Below are 23567 nucleotides of genomic sequence, written 5' to 3'. Positions count from 1 at the left end.
AGCGGGTGGCCCTTGCCGGCAGGAGAGGGCCATCCCTGCCTCCGTGAGGGAGCGGGCGCCGAGCTGCCAGGGCTGACCTTCAGGGTTGCGCCGACAGAGTTCTGCGCCCTTGTGCCGCACGGCGTTCACCGTCCGTCATTCCGCCCCAAATCCCCTCGGCCTGTCCCGTCCGCACAGCCCAGTCGAGGCACCGCTCCACGACAGGACAACGGCGGCAAACAGCCTTGGCCTCGTCGATCTGCCGAAGCGTCGGGCCACTGTTTGATATCGGGAAGAACAGATCGGGGTCTACGCGCAGGCATTCTGCCCGCTCGCGCCAGTCCATGGCATGACCACCTCGTTCGGGAGTCAGGGGAAAGAAGTGCGGGGCTGCCATATAAGACCAGGTAACCGGCGCATGTGTGACACACGGCCGAATTTCGATTCGGCGGGCCGGGCCTGTCAAAAGGACCACTGGTTCCCGGTCTCAGAGGCGGAGCCGAAGACCGACGGCATCCATGCGAGCAGGCGGTGTGGGAGAGGAGGGCGTATGGACCGGGGCGACGCGGTGCCGATCGCCGAGTTGCTGGAGGAACGCCGGTTTCTGCTGGAGGTTGCCAACTGGATGCTGGGCAACCTGGCGGAGGCGGAGCGCGTTGTCGGCGAGACCTACCTTCGTTGGTACGAGCTTCCCGATGCGGTGCGTCGGGGGATCACTGTTCCCCGGTCGTGGTTGGCGAAGACTGCGGGTGCCATTTGCCTGAGCCGGCTGGCACTGTCCGGCCGGGGGACGGCCGGGCACGAGGAGGACCACCGGACACGGCCGACGGACGCGGAGGAGGAGGCCGGCCGGATCGTGCTGGACGCGCTGGAGTCGCTGTCGCCGGCCGAGCGGGCGGCGTTCGTGCTCGACGCCTTCGGGATGGCCCCCGGCGCGGTGGCCGACATCGTGGGCCGTACGGAGCCGGAGGTCGCCGAACTCACCGATCGGGCCAGGCAGTGGCTGCGGGTTCGGCGTTCCCAGTCCACGACACCGCAGCAGCACGATGCCGTGGTCCATGCGGTGCTTCGGGCATGCGCAGCGCAGGACGGCGAACTGCTTGCGTCTCTGCTGTGTTCGGACGTCATCGCGTTCTTCGACGGTGGCGGCAAGGTACGGGCGCTGACCGGGCCGGTCCACGGCAGCCGGCCGGTCGCCGACAGCCTGCTGACACTCCTGGCCGGTCGCCCGCGCACCGGTCTGACCGCGCAGTCCGTCAACGGCCGTACCGGCCTCGTCGCCCGCTACGGCTGTCAGGTTGCCGCCGTCATCAGTCTCGACGTCGCCGACGACCATGTCGCCCAGGTCTGGGTCATGCTCAACCCCGACAAGCTGCGGTCGTGGAACCGACGCCGGACCCATGGCGGCTCGGGCTGGAGCCCGTGACCGCGGTGGAGAGCGTCACCTTGCCGCGGTCACACACCGTCCGACGCAGGGCCGGAGGCGGTTTCGAAGCGGGAACGCGAGCCGAGGAACGCGGCGATCTTGCTCGGGCTCATCACCCACATCAGCTGGAAGATGCCGGCCTTCGAGGCGGACGCCGTCATGAACGTCACGGGCCGGCCGTCCTTGCTGACCATCACACCCGCGCCTCCATTGGCGTCGACCAGCGTGAACTCCGCTCCCCGCCAGAACGGCCGATAGGTCGACAGCCTGGCGACGCGTTCGCGACCCAGCACGGGTACTCGGGCGCAGCCCCGCATGCCGTTGCCGTCCGACAGGCTCACGGCATCGGGGGTGAGCAGGGCCTCCAGCGCCGCCACATCCCCCGTCTGAGCAGCTGAGACGAAGACGGTGAGGAGGCGTCGGTGCTCGGCCGCGTCCACGCTCTCCCGTTGCTCGTCCGACAGATGCTTGCGGGCACGGCTCACGATCTTCCGTACGTTCACGAGGCTGAGCTCGAGGATTCCGGCGATCTCGGCATAGGAGTAGTCGAACGCCTCGCGCAGCACGTACGCGGCGCGCTCGGTGGGGGTGAGTTTCTCCATCACCAGCAGCAGCGCCAGCTCCAGGGCCTCCGCGCGCTGAGCCCCCACCTCCGGGTCGGAGCTCGTGTCGACGGGTTCCGGCAGCCACGGTCCGACGTAGGTCTCCCGACGCACGCGGGCCGACTGCGTGACGTTGATGGCCAGGTGGGTCGTGATGCTCGACAGAAAGGCAGCCGGATTGGCCACCACCGAGCGGTCGGTCAGCTGCCACCGCAGCCACACCTCCTGGACCACGTCCTCGGCCTCGACCACGCTGCCGAGCATGCGGTAGGCGATGCCGAAGAGACGCCTCCGGTGCTGTACGAAGACGGAAACGGCCGCGTCGAGGTCGTCGCGTGACCTGGGGGACGGTTCGAGAGGCATGATCCTGTGGTCTCCGTTGCTCAGTTGCACGTGCTCTGTTGACCGGATCCGCCTTCTACTGTGACGGAACCGGGGACGGTGGTCACCCCGGCGAACACAGGGCCACAACGACGCACGCCACGAGCGCGACGGTGAGGAGGGCCATCGCGGCGAGTGTTCTCCGGAGCCGGCGCCAGGTCCGGATGCGATGTTCTTCCACGATGTGGATACGGACGGCGATGTGATCGGTGACCATACGGGCGACGTACATCTGTTCGGCGACGTACCACTGCTCGATCTCCCGCTTCTGCTCCCGGGGCAGCCCCTGTAGCCGTGCGGTGAATCCCGCCACGCGCCGACGGGCCTCTCCCGCATGGGCCCTCCGGTACAGGTAGCTCTCGATGTCGATCAGGCCACGGGCGGCCTCCTCGCGCGTGTCGATGGCGTGCTCCCGGTGGAAGGGCGACCCCCATATGCTCATGCGGCGGTCTCCTCACCCGTCAGACCGACGCCGGGGCCCTGTGCCTCGCCGCGACGCAGCTTCTTCTCCAGGCCCCATGCGGTGTAGAAGCCCGCGTAGCCGCCGCCGACGATCAGAATCTCGCGCATGATTTCCTCGGGTGCTTGTCCGACATCAGTTAGACCGGGCAGCGCGGGCAGATGTGACAGCCCCCGTCCCGGTCTCCGGTTCGGGGCGCGTGTGCATGGTCGGCGTCGTCGCCCGCGGTCGTCACCGCCTGGTGGATCTCGACGGTGAGCGCGTGGATGAGCCGGGTCAGCTCGGTGTTGTGACGCAGTTCGAGTTCCTGCGCCTCGTAGTCGTGGGCGGCCTTCTTGCGGGAGAACTCGGCCTGCCGGTTCTGGCCGATCATCACGAAGGTCGACAGGAAGATGGCCTCCAGCGAGACGATCAGCGTGAGCGTGTCTCCCACGGGCTCTTCTCCATCCACAGCATCCATCCCGCGAACAGGACCGCGTGGATGTAGACGAACCGCATCGACCCGGCGAACCGGGCGATCCAGTCGGCCATGCGCAGCTCGACGTCTGCGGCGCGCTCCCTCTGCAGTTCGAGGTAGGCAGGATGCTTGCGTACCGGGGACGCAGGCGGGGTCCCGGATGGCACCTTGGTCGGACTGAGCACAATGACCTCCAGAAGGGCAGGTCCCGTCAGCGGGGTTCGCCGGGGCCGCGCAGGAGTTGGCGGACGGTTCCGTCCAGGTTCAGGTGGCATTCCTCGGTGCCTGCGGGCACCACATCAAGGGTTCGCCGCAGGAAGGCGTCGAGGGCCCGCGCCGGGGCGGTCACGATCACCGCGTCTCTCTTCGCGCAGGGGGCCAGCGCGATGTGTACCTTGCCCACCCACGGACGGCGGGACGGCCACACCTGTACGTCGCCCATGCCGGCGAGCCCCTGCTGTCCCTCCAGGAGGAGGTCGCGGCCGATCACCCACTCCACGGATTCATCGGTGAACAGGTGAAACGTCAGGGACACCGCGTAGGGATCGGCGCTGTCGTAGCACAGATCGAGCATCACGGGCAGGACCACCTCGTCGGCGAGGACCAGGCGGACGGGTATTCGGGCCACTGCCAGACTGCAACTGCCGGGTTTTCTCATCTCATCGCCGCTCGGTGAACCGGTGGGATCAGGGGAGGTCCAGGGAGATTCATGGACTTCCCGATTCTGTGAGGGCGCCCGAGGCCGCGGCATCAGTCAAACGACCCGCAGATCCGCCGCCCCCGGTCATCGGTGTCACATCAGGTCGGATGACCGATGCGGGACTCCGACCGCGCGAGTGACACTGGCCGTCCGCGGCGACGGGGGGTGAGAGGAATCAGTGAAACTGACAAGGTTCGGCCACGCGTGTGTCCGGCTCGAAAGTCCCGGGGGAAGCCTGGTCATCGATCCCGGATGCTGGACCGAGGACGAGTCGGTGGAGCGCGCCGACGCGATTCTGGTGACGCACGAACACGTCGATCACTTCACCGAGGCCCGTGTGCGCAGAGCCGCGGAGGCGAATCGCGGTCTGCAGGTGTGGACGGTGGCGGCCGTCGCCGAGGTGCTGACCGGACTGGGTGATCAGCTGCACGTCATCGGTCACGGGGACGTGTTCACGGCCGCCGGTTTCGAGATCGAGGCACACGGTGCCCGGCATGCGACGCTGCACCCGGACGTCCCGGCCGTCGCGAACACCGGCTTTCTCGTCGACCGGAGCCTGTTCCATCCCGGCGACGCGCTGACCGTGCCCGACAAGCCGGTCAGAACACTGCTGGTGCCGGTGCACACACCGTGGGCCCGCGTCCGCGACCTCATCGACTGGGTGCGTGAAGTCGCGCCGGAGCGGGCCGTGCCCATGCATGACGGCACGCTCAACTCGATGGGGATCGCGGTGGTCGACGGTCTGCTGGGGGAGAACGGGCCTGGAATCAGCACCCTCTACCTCAGGTTCAACCCCTTGGAAGAGCTGGACGAGATCTGATTGCTTTCCCGAAGAGCGCGGCGGTCGTACTGTCGAAGGCGGTCATGGTCACTTGACGGCGGTCATGGTCACCTGACTGATGCAGGCACCCGCGAACCGGTGCAGGGTGTCTCCAGGCCCTCCCGCTGCAGGGCGGCAACGCGGCCCCCACGACGTACGGAGTTTCCATGTCACTCCGCTCTCGCGCCGAACGACCGGCGGACGCGAACGGTGATGCGCCGTACGGGCTGGTGGGTCGTGCACAGCAACTCCAGCAGATCACGGCTCTCCTCGGGCCGGGAACGGTCGAGGGCCGTGCTCTGCTGCTGTCCGGGGAACCGGGCGTGGGCAAGAGTGCACTGCTGGGTGAGGTCGCCGAGGTCATGGCGGCGACGGGGGCCCGGGTACTGTCGGCCGCCGGTGTCCGGTCCGAGGCGGAGCTCGCGTACGCCGGCCTCCACCAGCTCCTCTTTTCGCTGAGCGACCGGTACGAGCACCTGCCGGACCCGTATCGGGAGGCTCTGCGGGGTGCCCTGGGTTTTGGCGGCGGTCCGGTGCCCGACAGGACTCTCGTCACGGACTCTGTGCTTTTCCTGTTGCGCCGAGCGGCCGCCGAACGCCCCGTGCTCATCGTCGTGGATGATCTCGCCTGGCTAGACCGGGCCAGTTCGATGGTCCTGGACTACGTCGCCCGTCGGCCGGCGAGCGACCGTATCGGCTTTCTAGCCGCCTCCAGGACCGGAACCGGAACCTTCTTCGAGCGGGCCGGACTTCCCGAGTACGAGCTGCCGCCACTCGACCACAGGGCGGCCACGGAACTGCTCGGGGCACACTTTCCGGAACTCGCCGTGCGGGTTCGGGACCGAGTCCTGGCTCAGGCGCAGGGCAATCCCCTGGTGCTGCTGGAACTCCCCACCGCGCTGAGCGGCCCGCAACGCGGCGCGCTGGCCGATCTGCCCGCCGCACTGCCCCTCTCCCCGCGCCTGAGGACCCTCTACACGCCGCAGGTGTCCAGCCTTCCGGCCGCATCACGGCGGCTCCTGCTGCTCCTCGCGCTCGACGGCACCGGAGATCTGGGCGTGCTGGGGACGGGTTCGGCAGACTCGGGGACGCCGAAGGCCCTGGCAGCGGCGGAATCGGACGGCCTGATCACCGTTGACGCCACGAACCGCCGTGTCGCCTTCCGTCATCCGCTGATCCGGGCCGCGGTCATCGAGACCAGCACGCTGACCGAGCGCTGCCGGTCTCATCGCTCGCTCGCCGAGATCCGCGCGGAGGAGCCCGAGCGAAGAGCCTGGCATCTCGGAGAGGCGACCCTCGTTCCCGACGAGCGGGTCGCGGCGCTGCTGGAGACGGCCGGGCAGGGCCTCGCCCGACGGGGCGACGCCGCGGGAGCGGTCGCCGCCCTGACCAGATCCGCTGAACTTAGCCCCCGTCCCGAGGACCGAGGACGCCGGCTGACGGAAGCCGCCTACCTCGAGGCCCACGCGACCGGTGAGCTGCGCGCGGCCGCCGAACTGCTCGGCGGCGCCCGGAAAGCCGCCCCGGACCTCACCGGCTCTCTGCGCACCGCCACCACGGCAGCGCTCGTCCTGCTCAACAGCGGCAACGGCGACGTCGAGACGGCGCACCGCCTCCTCGTGGACGCCGTCGAGACCGGTACGCACGGCTATGACGCCGGGGACGACACACTCGTCGAGGCGATGCACACCCTGTTTCTGGTGTGCTGGTGCGGAGGCCGCGCCGACCTGTGGGATCGCTTCGAGACGGTGCTGCGACGCCTCAAGCCGGCTCCTCCCCTGTCGCTTTCCGCGTGCAGCAGGACGCTGGCCGAACCGGCACGTACCGGAGCGGCCGGACTGAAGGAGCTCGATTCGATCCTCGCCGGCCTCCCCGACGGGGAAGACCCCGGGCGCATCGTCCATGCCACCATGGCCACGGTCACCCCGGACCGGCTCGCTCAAGTGCGCGACGTCTCCGGGCACGTGGTCCGCGAGGGACGCCGTGGCGGCCCCGTCCGCCAGTACATCCGCGCACTCATGAACCTGTGCCTGGACGACTTCCTGATCGGCCGGTGGGAGGCAGCCGGAACGCTGGCCGACGAAGGTCTGAGGATCTGTGAGGAACACCGGTACCGGTTCCTGTCCTGGTACTTCCACTACATCCAGGCGCTGCTCGCCGCCGTCCACGGGCGCTTCGAGGAGAGCCGTGCGCTGGCCGACCGCATCACGCAGTGGGCCGTGCCCCGCGGCGTTCTGGGAGCGGTGGCCTGCGCCGGCCATGCCCGCGTCCTTGCCTCACTCGGTGAGGGGGATTACGAGGCCGCCCATCACCACGCCGTGGCGATCAGTCCCGCCGGCCATCTCGCGTCCCATGTTCCCCACGCCATGTGGGCCTGCATGGATCTGGTGGAGGCGGCGGTCCACACCGGGCGCACCGCCGAGGCGGAGGTGCACGTCCGCGCGGTACGGGAGTCGGGGATCGTGTCCTTCTCTCCCCGGCTGGCCCTGCTCGTGGAGGGGTCGGCTGCGCTCGTCCCGCTCGACGACCAAGCGCCCGAACGTTTCGAGCAGGCCCTGGCCGTCCCGGGAGTGGAAGACTGGCCGTTCGATCTGGCGCGGATACGACTGGCCTACGGGGAGCACCTGAGGCGCATGCGCTCGATCACGGAAGCACGGGCGCAACTGGACGCGGCGGCTCAGGCGTTCGAGCGCCTGGGCGCCCGGCCGTGGGCCGACCGGGCCGCGGGCGAACTCCGCGCCACCGGCCGGTCCCGGACCAGGGCGACGCGCGACTCCGTGACGCTCACCGCGCAGGAACTGGAGATCGCTCACCTGGCCGCGTCCGGGCTGACCAACAAGCAGATCGGGGAACGCCTCCACCTGTCCCCGCGTACCGTGGGTTCGCACCTCTACCAGCTGTTCCCGAAACTCCAGATCGCCTCACGCGCGGCACTCAGAGATGCGCTCGCGGCACTCCCTCAGGGCCGGTAGACCATCCCCGGCCGGGGCTTGGCAGGGGCGAGCAGCTGGGACACCGTGACGATGGTGTAGCCGCGTTGTTCGAGCGCCTTGAGGATCCCCGGGATGGCGGGCACGGTTCCCTTGTGCAGGTCGTGCAGCAGGATGATGCCGTCGCGGTGGGTCTGGTCGAGCACCCGCTGGGTGATCAGGGCCGAGTCGGTCGTCTCGTAGTCCTTGGCCGTGACGCTCCACAGCACCTGCGCCAGCCCCAAGTCCCGGCAGATCCCGGCCACTTTGCGGTTGGTGCGGCCCTCCGGCGGACGCATCAGTCCGGGCTTGCTGCCGGTGATCCTCTCGACGGCGTCCTGCGTCCGGGTCAACTCCCGGCGGGCGTCCTCGGTGCCGAGATCCGTCAACCGCTCGTGGGTCCAGGTGTGATTGCCGATCTCGTGCCCTTCGTCCGCCATCCGGCGCAGGATCTCGGGGTACTTCGCGATATGGCCTTTGCCCTGCACGAAGAAGGTGACGTGCAGACCCTCCTGTTTCAGGATGTCCAGCAGCCCGGGGGTCGTCGGGCTGGGGCCGCCGTCGAAGGTGAGGGCGACGCACTTCGCCTTGCGGCAGTCGACCTTTCCGGCCACGGATCCTGATGCCTTGGCGCGGGCGGCGCGCGGCGAGGTGTGATCGTAGGTCGTGACCGTCAGGGCCAGCGTCAGCGCGACGGTCAGGACGGCGGCCACGGCTGTGGTGACGGCCATGAGGATGCGAGAGCGTCGTATTCGCGTGGTGATTCGCGTGGTGATTCGTGCGTTGATTCTTGTGTTGAAGGGCATGCGAGATCCATCCCTGGACAGGGTTCGTGGTGATTCCGAGTGGGTTCGCCTCGCGCTATCGCGCGCGGGTGAGAGCCGGCTTCGCGGCGAGGTCCCGTATGCGCACGTCCAGCGTCAGCCGATGCCTCAGAAGGCGTCCGAGCCGACGCTCCACCAGGCGGTGGATCAGCAGGGACAGCCCCAGCATGCAGATGACGGATACCGCCATCGAGGGCAGTGGCCCCAGCCCCGGGAATGCGCGGACCAAGCCCTTGGCCAGGGGAATTCCGAGGCTTTGGTGGACGAGGTAGAAGGGGTAGGTGAGCGCCCCGGCGGTGACCAGCCAACGCCGTCGCAGCCGGGCGAGCGGGCCGATCCCGGCGAGGGCCAGCAGCCCGAGGCAGAGGGTGAGTACGGCCGCGCAGACGGCCCAGGAGGGCGGGCGCTCGCCAGGGGGTACGGCGGCGTGGTCGGCCACCCGCAGTTGGAGCACGGTGAGTTGGTAGCACCAGGCGAAACCGAGCAGCAGCCAGAGCAGGAGGTTCTGTCCGAACCTGTACATGACGTAGAGCACGATCCCGGCGACGAACAGGCCGGTGTACCGGGGCATTACGAACTCGTCGAGCAGTGGTGAGTGGAGTTCAAGGGTGATGACGGCGGCCAGGAGCCAGGCTCCGCAGAACGCCACCACGCGCCGGTAGGACAGTCCGAAGACGAGCAGCGCGGCCATCAGCAGGTAGAAGCGCGCCTCCACCCAGAGGGTCCAGCTGACTCCGTCGACCAGATCGAGCCCCAGCGGCCCCGGAGCCATCGTCAGGTTCCCCAGGACGGTACGGGGGTCGACGCGCGTGGCGGCGGGCCGATGGCCCAGTCGCGAGACCAGGACGAGAAGGACGACCAGGAGCACCGCGCACCAGTAGGCCGGGAAGAGCCGTGAGATCCGGGAGACCGTGAACTGTGCGGGAGTCCGCCCCCAGCAGCTCATGCAGATGACGAATCCGCTGATGAGGAAGAAGAACTCGACGCCGAGCCAGCCGTAGCGGCTGATCTCGTGCAGGATCGGGGCGAAGTCCCGGAGCTCGGTCCGTCCCCAGAAGTGCGGGGTGGGGGTCCCGAGGAAGTGGTATGCGGCCACCATCACCGCTGCCACCAGACGGAGTCCGTCTATCGCGGCCAGGCGCTTCTGCCCGCTGCGAGGTTCAGAGGACGGCATGTCGGAAGCGGGGCCGTCTCACGCGGTGGGCAGGGGCGAGCGGCTGACGCGTATCTTCGACTGGCCGTGCGGGCGTTGCTCCCAGTCCTCCATGAAGCGCGCGTGCAGGCCGTGCTTGTCGGCCAGGGCCAGGAGGGTCTCGGTGCGGTAGTAGAAGTCCTCGCGCAGCACCTGGTGTTCGGTGCCCTCGGTGCGGTCGAAGGTGAAGTCGAAGAAACCCGTCTCGGTGAGCACGCGGCCGACATGCGCAAGGCATTCGTCGATGACGTGCAGCGGGGAGTGGGAGAAGACGCTGTGCGCGTGGATGACGTCGAAGTGGTCGTCGGGCAGGAAGTCCAGGGTGAGGTCGCCGGTGATGGTCAGGTGCGGCAGCTTGTCCTGGAGTTGGCGCTCGACGAGGGTCTTCTTGGCGGCGATCAGGATGTCGGGTGAGATGTCGATGCCGTAGTAGTTGCCGGTGTCGAGGTGGCTGATGAAGCGCCAGCCACCGCGCAGGTTGCCGCAGCCGATGTCGAGCATGCGGTGTTCGGGACGCAGCCCGTGCTCGATGAGGTAGTCGAACTGCATCCGGCCGAGCGCCAGCCAGCGGTCGTGGGTCTGGCTGCCGACCGCGGCCTCCGGGTTGCGGCGGGTGTCCGAGGCCATCACGGCCCGGTAGTAGCCGACGTGGTCGGGGTGCTTGAGGCGCAGCCACGCGTCCCGGCCGGCTCGGCGGAGGTACGGGACGACCCGGCCGGGGTGGCGCAGGGCGTAACCGGTCTTGTGGGTGAGCGCGGCGCGGTTGCTGCGCAGCTTCTTCGGCGACTTGGCGTCTGCGGGCATGGTGAAGCGACCTCCGTGCGAAAGGGATCCCGGTGCGGGAAGGAGAAGGGAAGGGGGTGGAGCAGATGTGCCCAGGTGCGGTCGCCGCGGTCAGACGCGGCGGCGCAGGAGCAGCACGGTGACGACCGTGAGGACGACGGCGAGGCCGCCGAGGACGGCACTGTCGGTCCACTGGTAGGTCCAGTAGTCACCGGCCGGGTTGGCCTCGTAGAAGCGGGCCACGTACCCGTGCGTCGCCATGCATTCCTTGAGCTGGGTGCCCGATGGGAAGGGGCAGTTCAGTACGTCGTCGTGGCGGCCGGAGGCGGTGATCAGGCCGTAGTTGCCGGTCGACCACTTCTCGCCCATCGGCGCTTTTGGGGTGCTGCCGGCGCTGGTGTAGGTGTGCGGCGGTACCAGCAGGCGGGTCCGGTGCGTCCACTCCAGCAGGAGGGTAGTCGCCCCGGTCACCAGGAGGGTCAGGCCCATCGCGGCCAGGACCCGGCGGGCCAGCAGACCCAGCAGCGTGCCGGCCGCCAGGCCGAACAGGGCGGCGGACACGACGCGCGGGCCCGAGCCGCTCAGGGCCGTGTTCTCGTACCAGAACACGCCGTAACTCCGGTCCGCGGCCGGTCGCCACCACCACGCGAACACCGCGGCGAGCGCGCCGGAGACGACCACCGTGGTCACCGCGGCGAGCGCCATCCGGGAGGCGAACCACTGGCCCCGGCTCACGCCCTGGGCGAGAACCATGCGATGCGTGCCCAATTCCCGGTCGCGGCCCAGCAGGGGGGCGCCCCAGAAGACGCCGATGATGACGGGCAGGGCGATGTTCAGCGCGCCGAGGTACTTCAGCGGCTCGATGTCCAGCAGCAGGAGCAGGTCGGTGTCGGACCGCGTGCAGGACAGCGGCCCGGGGTCGCAGTGGTCGAACAGCCCGCTGCCCAGGGCGTCCAGCATGCCCGAGCGGTAGTACGCGGCGATCGCCACAGCCAGCGCCAGGGCGAGCGCACCTATGCCGGCCGGCACGCGCTGCTGGCGCCAGGCGAGCCAGAGGGAGCCCTTCACGCCGCCGCCTCCGTTCGCTCGGCGGGTGCGGAGTGCCCGGGGTCGCCGGCCTGGAGGTAGCCGATCAGGATGTTCTCCAGCCGGGGCCGCTCGACGTGCCAGTCGCCGCGCAGCGGTCCGTGCTGTCGTATCAGGGCGGTCAGCTGTCTGCCCGTGGTACGGCGCCGCACGATGGTGTGCTGTCCGGTCAGCGCGCCGTCCTGGTCGGCGGGTCCGGTCAGTACGGTGTGGCTCTCGCGCAGTGCCTCGGCGTCCTCGCTCAGTTCGACGCGGCCGTCGCGCAGCACCAGCACCCAGTCGCAGGTCTCCTCGATTTCGGGCAGGACGTGCGAGGACAGCACGATACTCATGCGGCGCTCGGCGGCCTCGGCCAGCAGCCCCGCCATGATGTCGCCTCGTGCCACGGGGTCGAGGTCGGCCAACGGCTCGTCGAGAAGCAGGAGTTCGGGTTGCTTGCCCAGTGCCAGGGCGAGCGCGACACGAGTGCGCTGGCCGGGGGACAGCTCGCCGACGCGGGCGTGGAGCGGGATGTCGCCCTCGCGGACGATCCGCTCGGCAGCGGTCCGGTCCCACGAGGAGTTCAGCTTCTCGCCCATCAGCAGGGTGTCCGCCACGGTGAAGCGGGGGTAGAGGGGCTTGTCCTGGGTGAGCAGGGCCACCCGGGCGCGGGCCTCGGGCGTGCCGGGTGCGGTGCCCAGCACGCGCACCTCCCCGGAGCCGGGCCACAGCAGGCCGCCGGCCAGGTGCAGCAGGGTGCTCTTGCCGGCGCCGTTGCGTCCGACGAGGGCGGTGATACGGCCGTCGGGGACCGTGAACTCGCAGTCCCGCAGGGCCCAGCCGCCCCGTCTGCGGTACCGGAATCCGAGTCCCGTGGCGCACAGCGCGGCCGGCGCTTCAGGCTCGGTCATACGTCCTCCTTCTTTCGTTCCCGGTCGCCCGGGGTGTGGCTGTCGTGCTCGTGGTCGTGGGCGTCCAGGGCGGCGGTGACGAGGGCGAGGACATCGGCCCGCTCCAGTCCCGCGGCCCGTGCGCGTGCCACCCAGTCGGTGACCTCCCCGCGCAGTGGGGAGTCGTCCTCGGCGCCGGGCCGGGCGAGCGACCGGGTTACGAAGGTGCCGAGGCCACGGCGCAGTTCGACGAGGCCGGCCTGCTCCATGTCGCGGTAGGCCCGCAGCACGGTGTTGGGGTTGATGGCGGTCGCCGCCACTACCTCCTTGGCCGTGGGCAGCTTGTCCCCGACCTTCAACGTGCCCATCCGGAGCGCCCGTTCGGTCTGCTCGACGATCTGCACGTAGGCCGGTACGCCGCTGCCACGGTCGATCCGGTAGTCGATCACGTCGCCTTCCTCGGTTCCACCATACTTGTATTAATGAATTAATGGAAGCATGGTGGATGTTCGGCCGCCGTGTCAAACACCGGTGGATCACTGGGTCTCCTGGCGGGGCGGGAGTGCGGCCAGGGCCTCGCCGAGAGTGACACGGGAGTTGATGCCGAGCTTCGCGTAGATCCGATGGAGGTGGGCCGCCACGGTCCGGTGGGAGAGGAAGAGCTTTTCGCCGATCTGGCGGTTGGTCAGTCCTGAGGCGGCGAGTGTGGCGATCTGGTGTTCCTGCGGTCGGAGCGGGTTCGCCCGCAGGTCCTGACGTACCAGGACGGTGGTACGGCCGGTGGCCCGCAGTTCCCTTGCCGCCCGGGCGGCCCAGGGGGTGGCTCCGAGACGGCGGAACGTGTGGAGGGCGGAGGCGAGATGCGCTCGGGCGTCCTTGGCGGCGCGTGCGCGTCGAAGGTGCTCGCCGTAGGCCAGACGGACGCGCGCGAGGTCGAAGGGCCAGCGCTCGGCATCGGGCACGGAGAGGGCTTCTTCGAAGAGGCCGGCGGCTTGGTCCTCAGGGGCGGCAATGGCTGCCGAACCGGCGGTGACCAGTGCGAGGCGGCCGGAGATGCCGGGCAGGCCCGTCTGCCGCAGCGTGGCGACGTGAGCGAGTGCGTCGGCTCTGCGTCCGCTGCGTACCGCGGCTTCCACGAGGTCGAGGGGAACCCACAGCGCCAGCGGGGCATGCGGGGCCAGCACTCCCGGCGGACTGATCGCCGACGCGTTGAGGTAGCCCTCCTCGTAGTCGGCGCGTCCCAGGGCGGCGAGTGCCGTCATGTGCCGGGCGAAGTGCTCGACGGTGCGGGCGCCGCGGGGGACCGCCCACCTCGTGATCCGCCGCGCCAGGCTGTGCACCGTGCCGTCGTCTCCTCGGGCCGCGGCCAGCAGACCCTCGGCCCGGTGGAACTGCCGGGCCAGCAGCTGATAGCCGTGGTCATCGCAGAGTGCGAGACCCTCCGCGGCGAGGCGAGCGCACTCGTCCCACTGGCCCGTCATGAAATCGTCCAGGCACAGCACCACCATCGCGATGAGGGCCGAGGCGACCGCGCCTCCTTCGCGCCCGTCCTCGACGACGCGCCACAGAGCCGCACGGCACCCCGTCGCGCGGTCCACGAAGAGTGCCGCCATCGCGATCCGCTCGATCCGGCTCGGGTCGGTCTCCCGGTGCAGTCCGTGGATCACGGTGTCGAGCAGTGCGAGGGCTTTTGCGCTGGACCGTGCCGGGTCGGCGTAGACGTCGCCGAGCAGCCCCTGGAGGGGCGGCAGCGGCACGTTCAGCCGCGCCATGGCGCCGTGATATCCGTCCCAGAGTTCGGGACTGCCCGCGCACAGGCACACCCTGCGCAAGGTGCACAACGCTTCGAAGACCGCCTCGTCGTCACCGCCGTCGGACCGGCCCTCACGGGTCATGATCGCGCCGACCAGCAGCCGGTGCGCGGTGGTGACGTCGCCGTCGCGGTTGAGCAGCACGTTGGAGGCCGCGGCCGCCGCCTGCAGCGATCCCCTGAGTCCGGGGTCGGCGCGCCGGGCCTCCACGAGCAGCTGTGCCGCCGTACGCAGTTCCCCGGCGACGTCACAGCCCACGTAGGCGGCTTCGGCCAGGCGTCGGCCGCGGTCCGCGGGGTCGGGAGTGAGGTCGGCGGACCGTACCAGCGCGTTGAAGGCACCGACCGCGTCGCCGCGCCGGCGGACCCGGTGGCCGGTGCGCTCCAGGAGCGCCGCGACCCGCTCGTCCGGATCGGGCGTGGCTTCGGCGAGGTGCCAGGCCCGGCGGTCGGGCCGGTCGGACAGCGCGTCGGCCAGAGCACGATGGGCGTCCACACGCTGACGGCCGGTCGAGCCCGACACGATCGTCGCGCGGATCAGGGGATGGCGGAAGGACAGCCGCCCGAGACCCCGGTCCTCGAACCGAACCAACTGGGCCCGCTCTGCCTGGGCCAGAAGCGAGAGCACGTCCTCGCCGGAGACGGCGGCCCGCAGAACGGGCAGGTCACCGCTGCCCTCCAGCGCTGCCACGAGCAGCAGCCGGCGGGTCGGCTCGGGCAGCTGGGCGACCCGGGACGCGTACAGCTCCTGTAGACGACGGCTGAGCGGGAGCACCTCGGACAGCGCGCCTCCCGCGCCGCCTCGCGAGTCGCCGAGAGTCGCGGGCAGTTCCAGCAGGGCCAGGGGATTGCCGCCGGCCTGCGCGAGGACGCGCTGCAGTTCCCGCGCACCGAGCAGCGGGAACCGGGTGCCGACCAGGCCGGCCGCGGCGCCGTCGTCCAGAGGCGAGATGGTGAGCTCAGGAAGCCCCGCCCGCTCGAAGAAGCTCTCGAACCCCGGCCGTGACGCGGCGAGAAGGCCCACTCGACTGCCGGTGAGCCGCCGGGCTGCGAAGGCGAGCGCCGCCGCGCTGGCACGGTCGACCCACTGAAGGTCGTCGACGACGATCAGAACCGGACGCGCGCGTGCGGCCCGGCGCAGCAGCGCCAGCACCGCCCCGTAGACGACCAGGCGCTCCGTCGCGGCGCCCTCGCCCGTGCCCAACGCCACCATCAGTGCGGCACGGTGGACCGGGTCGAGTCCGTCGCGTTCGTGCAGCACCGGTTCGAGTACGTGGTTGAGGCCGGCGAAGCTCAGATCCGCCAGGAACTCGACCCCGTCCAGGCGCAGCACCAGCACACCGGCCGACGCCGCGGCCCGCGCCGCAGCATCCAGGAGAACGGACTTGCCGACACCTGGGTCGCCCGACAACAGCAGAACCCCGCCGAGACCGCCGACCGTCTCGTCGACGAACGACCGGAGCAGTTCCAACTCCTGGTCACGTCCTACCAGTTGCTCGGACGTGTTCCGCGACACCGAGCTTTCAGCGGCCACAAACGGCCTCCTTCGAGAACTGACGTGGCGGACCCGGCCGGGCCGAGGAACGGAGGAGGTCCGCGGGCCGCGGCCCCGCGCGAAGCGGCCGGCCGCACAGCAGGCCCCCTCCCCTCGGCGACTCAGCCGGCGGAAGGCCGCGGGGCACGCAGATGGGCCCGCTTCTCCAGCTCCTCCTCCTCGACCAGCGTCAGCATCGGCTGGCCCGGCGCGCACAACATGAACACGACGTACTTGGCCGGCGCGTCCGACGAAGCGTTGCCGTTCTGGTAATGGATCACGTCACCGCCCGGCTCCCAGAACGTCTCACCGGCCTGGATCACGTGCTCCGGCTCGCCCTCGAGCTCCCACCGGACCGCGCCCTCGGTGACGTAGCCGAAACACGGCCCCGAGTGCCGGTGCGGAGGAGTCCCGGGGTGACCGGGCGGCCACTCGACGAAGACGGTCATCCCCGAAGCGCCCTCGGGAATGAAGGGCGGCTTGATGTCCGCCAGCATCCTGGGCCCGGTCCCGTCCGGGCCGACGGGCCCATGCCCATGCCCATGCCCATGCCCATGCCCATGCCCATGTCCGTGCTCGTGCGTGTCGGCTCCGCCGACCGAATCCTTCTCCAGCACTGTGCCACCTCCGTAACCGGGCCCGGAACACACGACCGTGTCCGGACGTACACAACCCGCTTCGTAGTGATGACAAGGCATGCCGCGCATGTGTGACACGTGGGTCGGGAGCCGACGTCCGACGCCATCGCGGAACGCCATCAAATGACTGAAGCAACTCGCCGCCCGGATACGGAAGCTGAAGAGGCCCTGGACCGGTCGCGGATCACGGCCCTCGTTCCGGTCCGCCACGCCCGTGATCGTCGGCCACACCTCACCCGACAGCACAACATGAAGGAATCACGAAATGATGCACGAAAGCGCAGGTCATGGCATGAGCGGTGCCCGATGAGCGAGGAGACCGGCGGCCTGACCGTCGGCGTCGATCTCGGCGGCACGAAGATCGCCGCCGGAACGGTCGACCCCGGTGGGGAGATCGTCTCCCGTGTGCGTCTCCCCACTCCGCACGACCCGGACCGGATCGCGGAGGCGATCGGCGAAGCGGTCCAGCGGGTCCGCGAGGGCTGGGACGACGTCCGGGCGGTCGGCGTCGGAGCCGCCGGTTACGTGGACGCGGACCGCTCCACGGTGCGTTTCGCGCCCAACCTGGGCTGGCACGACAAAGCGATCCGGGACATCGTCCAGGAGGCCACCGGGCTTCCGGTCGTCGTCGAGAACGACGCGAACGCCGCCGCATGGGGCGAGTTCGTCCACGGAGCCGGTGCGGGACACGAGGACATGCTGATGATCACCGCGGGCACCGGCCTCGGCGGAGGCATCATCAGCAGGGGCCGGCTCTTCCGCGGCCACTTCGGCATGGCGGGCGAGATCGGCCACTACCGGGCGGTCCCCGACGGGCTCCCGTGCCCCTGCGGTCAGCACGGCTGCATGGAGCAGTACGCGAGCGGAGCGGCCCACACGCGCCGCGCCCGCGAGATGGCGGCCGCCGATCCGGGGCGGGCCGCGGCGGTGCTCGTGCTGGGCGACGGCACCCTCGCCGGCCTGCAGGGGCAGCATGTGACCGAGGCCGCCCAGGGCGGCGACCCCTTCTCCCTCGACGTGTTCGCCCGCTCGGGCCGCTGGCTGGGCCAGGCTCTGGCCGACGTCGCTTCGATCCTCGACCCGTCCGTCCTCGTCATAGGCGGGGGACTCGGCGACACCGGCGAACTGATCCGCCGTCCGGCCGAGTTCGCCTACCGGCGGGCTCTCGGCGGCGGCGAACACCGGATCTACGCCCAGATCCGCACCGCCACCCTCGGGCAGGACGCCGGTCTCGTCGGCGCAGCGAACCTGGCCCGTCTGCACGAACTGCTCTGGTCCCCGGCGGCCGTCCTCTGACAGCGGGCCGACGACATTTCGCACCGACGGACCCGGTTGCCGACCGTGCCCGCAAGGCAGCCCCGACCCCCATCCGCTCCCTCCCCTCTACGACCGGCGTACCCACTCGGCCGCGAGCCCCGCCCGCGCGCCCGCGAACCCGGTCCTGTGAAGGAGTCCTCGACCATGACCGCCAACGCCACTCCCGCGGAGCCGGCCCGACCGATGGCCGCACCCCGCACCACCAACCTCCGGCGTATCACCTACATCTCAGCCGCCGCGTCGATCGGTGGCTTCCTGTTCGGTTACGACAGCGCGGTCATCAACGGGGCCGTCACCGGAATCCAGGAGCGGTTCCACGTCTCCTCCAGCGAGACGGGCACCATCGTCGCCTCCGCCCTGCTCGGTTCCGCCTTTGGCGCCGCCGTCGCCGGGCGTCTTGCCGACCGCATCGGCCGCTTGCGGGTCATGCATCTCGCCGCGCTCCTCTTCGCGATCAGCGCACTCGGCTCGTCCGTGCCCTTCTCCGCCTGGGACCTGGGAGCCTGGCGGGTCGTCGGCGGCATGGCGATCGGCCTGGCCTCGCTGATCGGGCCCACCTACATCGCCGAGGTCGCGCCGCCCGACCACCGAGGTCGGCTGGCATCGTTCCAGCAGGCGGCCATCGTGCTGGGGATCACCGCCTCCCAGCTCGTCAACTGGGGTATCGCCCAAGGCGCAGACGGCAGAAGCGAGAACCTGCTCGGGCCTCTGCGCGCCTGGCAGTGGATGCTCATGGCCGCCGTCGTCCCGGCGCTCGCCTACCTGCTCCTCACCCTCCGCATCCCGGAGTCGCCGCACTTCCTCGTCGGCGCAGGCCGCCTGGACCGCGCCCGCGAGGCAGTGCGAGACCTGCAGGGGACGTATACCGGGGCCGAGGTCCGGATCGCCGAAATCCAGCACGCGCTCAGGACCGACCACAAGCCACGGGTACGGGATCTGCTCGGCGGCCGGTTCGGGCTGCTGCCGATCGTGTGGGCCGGGATCGGGCTGGCCGTCTTCCAGCAGCTCGTCGGCATCAACGTCATCTTCTACTACTCGTCGCTCCTGTGGCAGTCGGTTGGCATCGACCAGTCCGACTCCCTGCTGATCAGCCTCTCCACATCGATCATCAACATCGTCGGGACCGTCGTGGCGATGCTCCTCATCGACCGGGTGGGCCGCAAACCGCTCGCACTGACCGGCTCGGCCGGCATGGCCGCCTCGCTGGCCCTCGCCGCCTGGGCGTTCTCGTACCGGACGGGAAGTGGCGGCAGTCTGTCCATCCCGGACACCCAGGGCACCGTGGCGCTGATCGCCGCCCACGCCTTCGTGTTCTTCTTCGCGGTCTCCTGGGGCGTGGTGCTCTGGGTGATGGTCGGTGAGATGTTCCCCCTGAGGATCCGCGCCGCCGCGATGTCGGTGGCCACCGCCGCCAACTGGATCGCCAACTGGGCCGTCACCGAGAGCTTCCCCCGCATGTCGGACTGGAACCTGTCGTCCACCTACGCGATCTACGCGGGCTTCGCCGTGCTCTCCTTCGTCTTCGTCGCCGTCCGGGTGCGCGAGACCAACGGCAAGAAGCTGGAGGAGATGCAATGACATCGCCGTGCACTTCCCGGCCGGACGAACAGGGCGTGCAGCCGACGGTGGCCGACGACGATGACCGGGCCGTCTGCTCGACGGCGGGCTGGTGGCAGGCCGCGTATTGCCGGGGCGCCGACACCGAGACCTTCTTCCCGCTTCCGGGCGACCAGGCCACCATCCAACGGGCGCTGGCGATCTGCGAGTCGTGCCCGGTGCGGAGCCCCTGCCGGCGGTACGCGCTGAGCCGCCGTGAACGGCACGGCATCTGGGGCGGACTGACCGAGCAGACGCGCGAACTGCTCATCCGCATGGGGCCGCCGCTGACTCTGGAAGTCCCGGACAGGCTCGTGCCCCGCGCTGGTCCGGCCGACGCGACTGCGCCGCGGACCGGACCCACGGAAGAAGGCTGACAGGGCTGATGAAGCCTGGCATCCCTCGACGCGGAACGCCCCCCGGTGAACAAACCGGTTGACGACACCGTCAGGGCAGGCGACTCCTTCATTCGCTGAGAGCGCCCGTGCTTCCCGAGGTAGCGGTAACACTCTTGAGCGGTGCTGGGTTAAGCGACCCCACCGGCCAGGGCACGCAACGCGGGGACAAGGAGGGAGTACGCCGGCAATGTGGCGGCGTCGTAGCCGACTAGCGCCATGCCGAAGCCTTCCCAGTCGAGGGGATACGGCGTGCCGGCGGTGATGTTGGCGGTGTGCAGGTCTCCGTGGGCTGTCGTCCAGTCGGTCGTCCGAGGGCCGGGCATGTAAAGGAAACGCGATGACGGCGAGGTACTCCTTGCTGGTGCAGCCGCCTTCCCTCAATCCGCATCGGCCGGCTCGACATGATGGCCGAAATGCCGCTCTTGCGAAGGGTCGAGTGCATACCAGTACAAGGCCGGCGTGCAGAGTCGTCCAATACGCCAGCCGTTGGGGGGGGGCAACCATCACCACTGTGGGCGGGGTGGCCACTGCCTTGATCGGTGTGGTGGCCGGCTCATTGCTCACCTGCCGCAGCGATCGCACGCATTGGGCACGTGACAAGCAGACCGCAGCCTGCTCGGCGATCGTTGCCGAGTCCACCCGAATCCAACTCGCTCTGCGTCGCGCCTGGAAACACGGCGATCCGGTGGACTGGGTGCCTTGGAACGTGGCCTTGGGAACGATCTGGCTGGTCGGCGGTCCCGCAGTCGTCGACGCCGCAGCACGGGTCGACGAAGTGTTCTGGGATTGCAGCGATCAATTCATCCGGCAAGTCGCCCCCGATGAGCGGTCCTGGGGCGAGGCGCGCGACCGAATGGAAACCGTGCGGCTCCACTTCATCAATACCGCACGCCTTCATATCGATCCCCAGCGCTCACGGCTCACCCAGGTGCCTGTCAGCCGGCCATCCCAGTCGCGCCTTGCAGGCCCGGGCCCAGAAGAGGCCGGGGCGCCGGACGCCGCATAACCACGATTCTTCCGTTCTCGTCCGGCTCGGGCTTTCGGCTCTGCGAGGGAGAGTACGAACGGGCACCAGGCCGTTCGGCGGAATGTCCTGGTGCTGCTGCCTCCATCCGGGATCGTCGTGTCGTCACCCGCCCAGTCTGGTGACCAGACGCCCCGCGCTTGGCCGATCGGACTCAGCGGCGCTCATGTCACGACCGGCAGGGCCTGCTCGGCCCAGATGATCTTTCCCGCCCGGGTGTAGCGGGCGCCCCACCGCTGGGCGATCTGTGCGACCAGGAAAAGCCCCCGGCCGCCCTCGTCAGTGGTTCGAGCATGCCGCAGTCGCGGGGAGGTGCTGCTCCCGTCGGACACCTCGCAGATGAGGACGTCATGGCGAATCAACCGCAGGCGGATGGGTTCTGCACCGTAGCGGATGGCGTTGGTGACCAGTTCGCTGACCAGAAGTTCCGTCGTGAAGGACAAATCGTCCAGCTGCCACTCGGTGAGTCGGCGGCCGACCAGGGCTCGCGTCTGGGCGACGATGGCCGGCTCGGCGGGCAGGTCCCAGGATGCGACCTGCTCAGGGCCCAGAGTGTGCGTCTGGGCGACGAGCAAGGCCGCGTCGTCGCACAGTGGCATCGTCAGCAGGCTCTCGAAGACGTTGCCGCACAACTCTTCCAGTGCGGTGGCCGGATCGGCGAGCGCCCCCGCCAGCCGGTCCATTCCGGTGCCGATGTCCTGGTCATGGCCGGTGACCAGGCCGTCGGTGTACAGGGCCAGGATGGAGCCTTCGGGGAGGTCCGCTTCGGTGCATTCGAAGGGAAGGGTGCCGACGCCGAGCGGCGGCCCCGCCGGGAGGTCCAGGAAGGCAGCAGTGCCGTCGGGAGTGACGCTCACGGGCGGGGGGTGGCCCGCGCTAGCGGCGGTGAGTGATCGGGCCACGGGATCGTAGACGGCGTAGAGGCAGGTGGCTCCCGACGGGCCGAGCGCGGTGGAGTCTGCCTTAGTGTCCTCCGCGTCCTCGGCCTCCTCTTGTGCGAGCCGCATGACCAGGTCGTCGAGATGGGCCAGGAGTTCCTCGGGAGGCAGATCCATGGCGGCGAGGGTGTGCACCGCGGTGCGCAGTCGCCCCATGGTGGCCGCGGCGTGGATTCCGTGCCCGACCACGTCTCCGACAACCAGAGCCATGCGCGCACCGGAAAGCGGAATCACGTCGAACCAGTCGCCTCCCACGCCGCTGTGTGAGCCGGCGGGGAGGTAACGCCAGGCCACGTCCAGGACCGATCGGCCTTCCGGCCTGCGTGGGAGCAGGCTGCGCTGCAGCGCAAGGGCGGTCGTCCGTTCGCTCTCAAAGCGACGGGCCGTGTCCAGCGAGAGCGCGGATCGTGCGACGAACTCCTTGGCGAAGAGCAGGTCGTCTTCGTCGAAGGGCCGCTGGTGGCGTGAGCGCACGAACGTGGCCACACCCAGACGGGCGTTCTCGACAGCCATCGGCACGATCATCAGCGAATGGATGCCACAGGCCCGGATCCTGTGCGCACGATCCGCGCTCTCCGCCACCCACGCGCTGGTGTCGACATTCAGGACGCATTCCAGAGTGGCCTGTCTTGCGGTCAGGGCCTGGGCAGTTGGCGAGGACGGGGCGTAAGTGACCAGATCCCCTGTATCCGAGGATGACTCCGGGCATCCTTCATGGACTGACCGCTGCCCCGCGCGCCGCAGTGTGGTGCTGCCGCCGGCCCGCCGGGAGTCCGGTTCCTCGCCGTGGGCGATCGATTCGAGGAGGTCGATCGACACGAAGTCGGCGAGGAAGGGCACGGCGGCGTCGGCCACCTCCTGTGCGGTACGCATCACGTCCAGCGTGCCGCCGATTCGTTCTCCGATCTCGTTCATCAGGACAAGCCGCTCGTGGGCCTGCCACCGTTCGGTGACATCGAGCACGAGACAGGAGACGCCTCTCACCTGGCCGGACGGATCCTCAAGCCGGAAGAACGAGGCCGAATACGCGCGTTGTCCGTGCGGATCGGCCACGGTCGGGCCCAGGTACTGGCGGTCGATGAGCGGCGTGCCACTCGCCAGCACCTGTCTGATCTGTGCCTCCAGGGCCGCGGCATCGGGACCGGGGAACACCGCGCTCAGCCTCTGCCCCATGCGCTGCTCGCGCGGGATGCCGACGGTCTCCACCATCGCATCGTTCAACCACAGGCACCGCAGATCGGTGTCCAGCACGGTGATGCCCACCGGCGCACGCGCGAGCAGCCCCTCCATGACCGAGTTGTTCACCCCCCACCACGGCGACTGCACCACGTCGAACGCGTGGACGAGCCAGGAAAGCCGGCCGGTGGGGTCGGTCTGCGGGCATACCTGCACGACCAGCGAGAGGTGGCGCCCGTCTCTGTGCCTCACCACCGTGTACCCGCCCCACACGGTGTCCGTGAGGCGGAGCCCGGATGCCGCCGTCCGCCCGGTCGGGTCCGTCCGGGGCACGATCAGTGTCACGGCGCGGCGGTTCAGCACCTCTCGTGCGGGATATCCCAGGAGTCGCTCGGCGGCGTCGGACCACTTGACGATCAAACCGTTCGCATCCACCACGGACGTGGCGGCCCGAGCCGGCTCGGCCGCCTCGTGTGGTCCAGCACCCTCCGAGGCGACCACCGCTGTCCCTTTCGGTCGAACGAAGGAATGATCCGCCGCGGGCTCAATGCAATAGCAGTGAGTCAATGCCGTAGGGCGAATTCTTTT

Annotated in this window: 24 protein-coding genes; 7 read left to right on the top strand and 17 right to left on the bottom strand. The window is 69.6% G+C overall.

Translation table 11 applies throughout. The features are described from left to right. Positions 1-79: 79 nt before the first annotated feature. A complete protein-coding gene (locus ACIA8X_RS45795) occupies positions 80-325 on the bottom strand; it encodes a WhiB family transcriptional regulator (protein WP_399460736.1) in 246 nt (81 codons plus the stop codon). 204 nt (positions 326-529) lie between these two features. On the opposite strand from ACIA8X_RS45795, the gene ACIA8X_RS45790 reads away from it, so the two are divergent. After that, complete coding sequence (locus ACIA8X_RS45790; protein ID WP_393462726.1) at positions 530-1405, top strand: RNA polymerase subunit sigma; 876 nt, start codon at positions 530-532, stop codon at positions 1403-1405. A 29-nt stretch (positions 1406-1434) separates the two neighbouring features. Here ACIA8X_RS45790 and ACIA8X_RS45785 read toward each other — a convergent pair whose 3' ends face one another. The 6 genes from ACIA8X_RS45785 to ACIA8X_RS45760 form a co-directional block, all read right to left on the bottom strand. Next, positions 1435-2370, bottom strand: a complete 936-nt coding sequence (locus tag ACIA8X_RS45785; protein ID WP_393462725.1) for a sigma-70 family RNA polymerase sigma factor — start codon at positions 2368-2370, stop codon at positions 1435-1437. A gap of 82 nt (positions 2371-2452) precedes the next feature. Then, entirely contained in the window at positions 2453-2830 is a 378-nt protein-coding gene (locus ACIA8X_RS45780) for a hypothetical protein (RefSeq protein ID WP_393462724.1), read from the bottom strand. Continuing rightward, on the bottom strand, positions 2827-2958 hold the full coding sequence (locus ACIA8X_RS45775; RefSeq protein WP_393462737.1) for a hypothetical protein: 132 nt from the start codon (positions 2956-2958) through the stop codon (positions 2827-2829). Before ACIA8X_RS45775 ends, ACIA8X_RS45780 begins: the two co-directional genes overlap by 4 nt. Positions 2959-2987: 29 nt before the next feature. Next, on the bottom strand, positions 2988-3281 hold the full coding sequence (locus tag ACIA8X_RS45770; RefSeq protein WP_393462723.1) for a DUF1003 domain-containing protein: 294 nt from the start codon (positions 3279-3281) through the stop codon (positions 2988-2990). Beyond that, on the bottom strand, positions 3260-3490 hold the full coding sequence (locus ACIA8X_RS45765) for a hypothetical protein (protein ID WP_399460735.1): 231 nt from the start codon (positions 3488-3490) through the stop codon (positions 3260-3262). Before ACIA8X_RS45765 ends, ACIA8X_RS45770 begins: the two co-directional genes overlap by 22 nt. A 26-nt stretch (positions 3491-3516) precedes the next feature. After that, a complete protein-coding gene (locus ACIA8X_RS45760; RefSeq protein WP_393462721.1) occupies positions 3517-3933 on the bottom strand; it encodes an SsgA family sporulation/cell division regulator in 417 nt (138 codons plus the stop codon). A gap of 250 nt (positions 3934-4183) precedes the next feature. Between ACIA8X_RS45760 and ACIA8X_RS45755 the strand changes: the two genes are divergently transcribed. Together ACIA8X_RS45755 and ACIA8X_RS45750 are read left to right on the top strand one after the other, a co-directional pair. Next, positions 4184-4825 carry an MBL fold metallo-hydrolase gene (locus ACIA8X_RS45755; RefSeq protein WP_399460734.1) on the top strand — a complete coding sequence of 214 codons (642 nt, stop codon included), beginning with the start codon at positions 4184-4186 and terminating at the stop codon, positions 4823-4825. Positions 4826-4992: 167 nt separating this feature from the next. Further along, positions 4993-7797, top strand: coding sequence for an ATP-binding protein (locus ACIA8X_RS45750; RefSeq protein ID WP_399460733.1), 2805 nt, complete (start codon positions 4993-4995; stop codon positions 7795-7797). Here ACIA8X_RS45750 and ACIA8X_RS45745 read toward each other — a convergent pair. The 8 genes from ACIA8X_RS45745 to ACIA8X_RS45710 all read right to left on the bottom strand — a co-directional run bounded on the left by ACIA8X_RS45745 (position 7785) and on the right by ACIA8X_RS45710 (position 16389). Continuing rightward, on the bottom strand, positions 7785-8525 hold the full coding sequence (locus tag ACIA8X_RS45745) for a polysaccharide deacetylase family protein (RefSeq protein WP_393462718.1): 741 nt from the start codon (positions 8523-8525) through the stop codon (positions 7785-7787). The genes ACIA8X_RS45750 and ACIA8X_RS45745 overlap by 13 nt on opposite strands. A 130-nt stretch (positions 8526-8655) precedes the next feature. Next, on the bottom strand, positions 8656-9792 hold the full coding sequence (locus tag ACIA8X_RS45740) for an acyltransferase family protein (RefSeq protein WP_399460732.1): 1137 nt from the start codon (positions 9790-9792) through the stop codon (positions 8656-8658). 18 nt (positions 9793-9810) lie between these two features. Next, positions 9811-10614 (bottom strand): class I SAM-dependent DNA methyltransferase, encoded by an 804-nt coding sequence (locus ACIA8X_RS45735; protein ID WP_393462716.1) that lies wholly within the window; start codon positions 10612-10614, stop codon positions 9811-9813. A 90-nt stretch (positions 10615-10704) separates the two neighbouring features. Beyond that, on the bottom strand, positions 10705-11661 hold the full coding sequence (locus ACIA8X_RS45730) for a transporter (protein ID WP_399460731.1): 957 nt from the start codon (positions 11659-11661) through the stop codon (positions 10705-10707). Next, complete coding sequence (locus ACIA8X_RS45725; RefSeq protein ID WP_399460730.1) at positions 11658-12569, bottom strand: ATP-binding cassette domain-containing protein; 912 nt, start codon at positions 12567-12569, stop codon at positions 11658-11660. Before ACIA8X_RS45725 ends, ACIA8X_RS45730 begins: the two co-directional genes overlap by 4 nt. Then, positions 12566-12997, bottom strand: a complete 432-nt coding sequence (locus tag ACIA8X_RS45720; RefSeq protein WP_399460729.1) for a GntR family transcriptional regulator — start codon at positions 12995-12997, stop codon at positions 12566-12568. Before ACIA8X_RS45720 ends, ACIA8X_RS45725 begins: the two co-directional genes overlap by 4 nt. Before the next feature lie 87 nt (positions 12998-13084). Then, on the bottom strand, positions 13085-15892 hold the full coding sequence (locus tag ACIA8X_RS45715) for an ATP-binding protein (RefSeq protein WP_399460728.1): 2808 nt from the start codon (positions 15890-15892) through the stop codon (positions 13085-13087). 122 nt (positions 15893-16014) lie between these two features. After that, a complete protein-coding gene (locus ACIA8X_RS45710; protein WP_399460727.1) occupies positions 16015-16389 on the bottom strand; it encodes a cupin domain-containing protein in 375 nt (124 codons plus the stop codon). 447 nt (positions 16390-16836) lie between these two features. Between ACIA8X_RS45710 and ACIA8X_RS45705 the strand changes: the two genes are divergently transcribed. From ACIA8X_RS45705 to ACIA8X_RS45695, 3 genes are all read left to right on the top strand, one after another. Next, on the top strand, positions 16837-17826 hold the full coding sequence (locus tag ACIA8X_RS45705) for an ROK family glucokinase (RefSeq protein ID WP_393462710.1): 990 nt from the start codon (positions 16837-16839) through the stop codon (positions 17824-17826). 165 nt (positions 17827-17991) lie between these two features. Continuing rightward, positions 17992-19425, top strand: coding sequence for a sugar porter family MFS transporter (locus ACIA8X_RS45700; RefSeq protein WP_393462709.1), 1434 nt, complete (start codon positions 17992-17994; stop codon positions 19423-19425). Further along, positions 19422-19820 carry a WhiB family transcriptional regulator gene (locus tag ACIA8X_RS45695; RefSeq protein WP_393462708.1) on the top strand — a complete coding sequence of 133 codons (399 nt, stop codon included), beginning with the start codon at positions 19422-19424 and terminating at the stop codon, positions 19818-19820. The genes ACIA8X_RS45700 and ACIA8X_RS45695 overlap by 4 nt, the downstream gene beginning before the upstream one ends. A 149-nt stretch (positions 19821-19969) precedes the next feature. Here ACIA8X_RS45695 and ACIA8X_RS45690 read toward each other — a convergent pair whose 3' ends face one another. Next, entirely contained in the window at positions 19970-20164 is a 195-nt protein-coding gene (locus tag ACIA8X_RS45690; protein ID WP_393462707.1) for a hypothetical protein, read from the bottom strand. A gap of 197 nt (positions 20165-20361) precedes the next feature. Between ACIA8X_RS45690 and ACIA8X_RS45685 the strand changes: the two genes are divergently transcribed. Continuing rightward, the gene (locus ACIA8X_RS45685) at positions 20362-20847 is read left to right on the top strand and encodes a hypothetical protein (protein WP_393462706.1); all 486 of its coding nucleotides are present in this window, start codon (positions 20362-20364) and stop codon (positions 20845-20847) included. Positions 20848-21029: 182 nt separating this feature from the next. Here the strand turns inward: ACIA8X_RS45685 and ACIA8X_RS45680 are convergent, their stop codons facing one another. Then, positions 21030-23480: a SpoIIE family protein phosphatase gene (locus ACIA8X_RS45680; RefSeq protein WP_399460726.1), complete on the bottom strand. Its 2451-nt coding sequence runs from the start codon at positions 23478-23480 to the stop codon at positions 21030-21032. Between the last annotated feature and the right edge of the window lie 87 nt (positions 23481-23567).

The organism is Streptomyces sp. NPDC051738 (assembly GCF_044453205.1).
In the GTDB taxonomy this organism is placed as follows: Bacteria; Actinomycetota; Actinomycetes; order Streptomycetales; family Streptomycetaceae; genus Streptomyces.
This window is presented reverse-complemented; position numbering and strand designations above follow the sequence as displayed.

What these genes read in the sequence shown, in the direction of transcription:
- ACIA8X_RS45775 (WP_393462737.1), bottom strand. Translation starts at nt 2,958, where the DNA reads ATGCGCGAGATTCTGATCGTCGGCGGCGGCTACGCGGGCTTCTACACC.
- ACIA8X_RS45740 (WP_399460732.1), bottom strand. Translation starts at nt 9,792, where the DNA reads ATGCCGTCCTCTGAACCTCGCAGCGGGCAGAAGCGCCTGGCCGCGATA.
- ACIA8X_RS45745 (WP_393462718.1), bottom strand. Translation starts at nt 8,525, where the DNA reads ATGGCCGTCACCACAGCCGTGGCCGCCGTCCTGACCGTCGCGCTGACG.
- ACIA8X_RS45750 (WP_399460733.1), top strand. Translation starts at nt 4,993, where the DNA reads ATGTCACTCCGCTCTCGCGCCGAACGACCGGCGGACGCGAACGGTGAT.
- ACIA8X_RS45705 (WP_393462710.1), top strand. Translation starts at nt 16,837, where the DNA reads ATGAGCGAGGAGACCGGCGGCCTGACCGTCGGCGTCGATCTCGGCGGC.
- ACIA8X_RS45690 (WP_393462707.1), bottom strand. Translation starts at nt 20,164, where the DNA reads ATGCCCGGCCCTCGGACGACCGACTGGACGACAGCCCACGGAGACCTG.
- ACIA8X_RS45785 (WP_393462725.1), bottom strand. Translation starts at nt 2,370, where the DNA reads ATGCCTCTCGAACCGTCCCCCAGGTCACGCGACGACCTCGACGCGGCC.
- ACIA8X_RS45795 (WP_399460736.1), bottom strand. Translation starts at nt 325, where the DNA reads ATGGACTGGCGCGAGCGGGCAGAATGCCTGCGCGTAGACCCCGATCTG.
- ACIA8X_RS45790 (WP_393462726.1), top strand. Translation starts at nt 530, where the DNA reads ATGGACCGGGGCGACGCGGTGCCGATCGCCGAGTTGCTGGAGGAACGC.
- ACIA8X_RS45695 (WP_393462708.1), top strand. Translation starts at nt 19,422, where the DNA reads ATGACATCGCCGTGCACTTCCCGGCCGGACGAACAGGGCGTGCAGCCG.
- ACIA8X_RS45725 (WP_399460730.1), bottom strand. Translation starts at nt 12,569, where the DNA reads ATGACCGAGCCTGAAGCGCCGGCCGCGCTGTGCGCCACGGGACTCGGA.
- ACIA8X_RS45700 (WP_393462709.1), top strand. Translation starts at nt 17,992, where the DNA reads ATGACCGCCAACGCCACTCCCGCGGAGCCGGCCCGACCGATGGCCGCA.
- ACIA8X_RS45735 (WP_393462716.1), bottom strand. Translation starts at nt 10,614, where the DNA reads ATGCCCGCAGACGCCAAGTCGCCGAAGAAGCTGCGCAGCAACCGCGCC.
- ACIA8X_RS45710 (WP_399460727.1), bottom strand. Translation starts at nt 16,389, where the DNA reads ATGCTGGCGGACATCAAGCCGCCCTTCATTCCCGAGGGCGCTTCGGGG.
- ACIA8X_RS45780 (WP_393462724.1), bottom strand. Translation starts at nt 2,830, where the DNA reads ATGAGCATATGGGGGTCGCCCTTCCACCGGGAGCACGCCATCGACACG.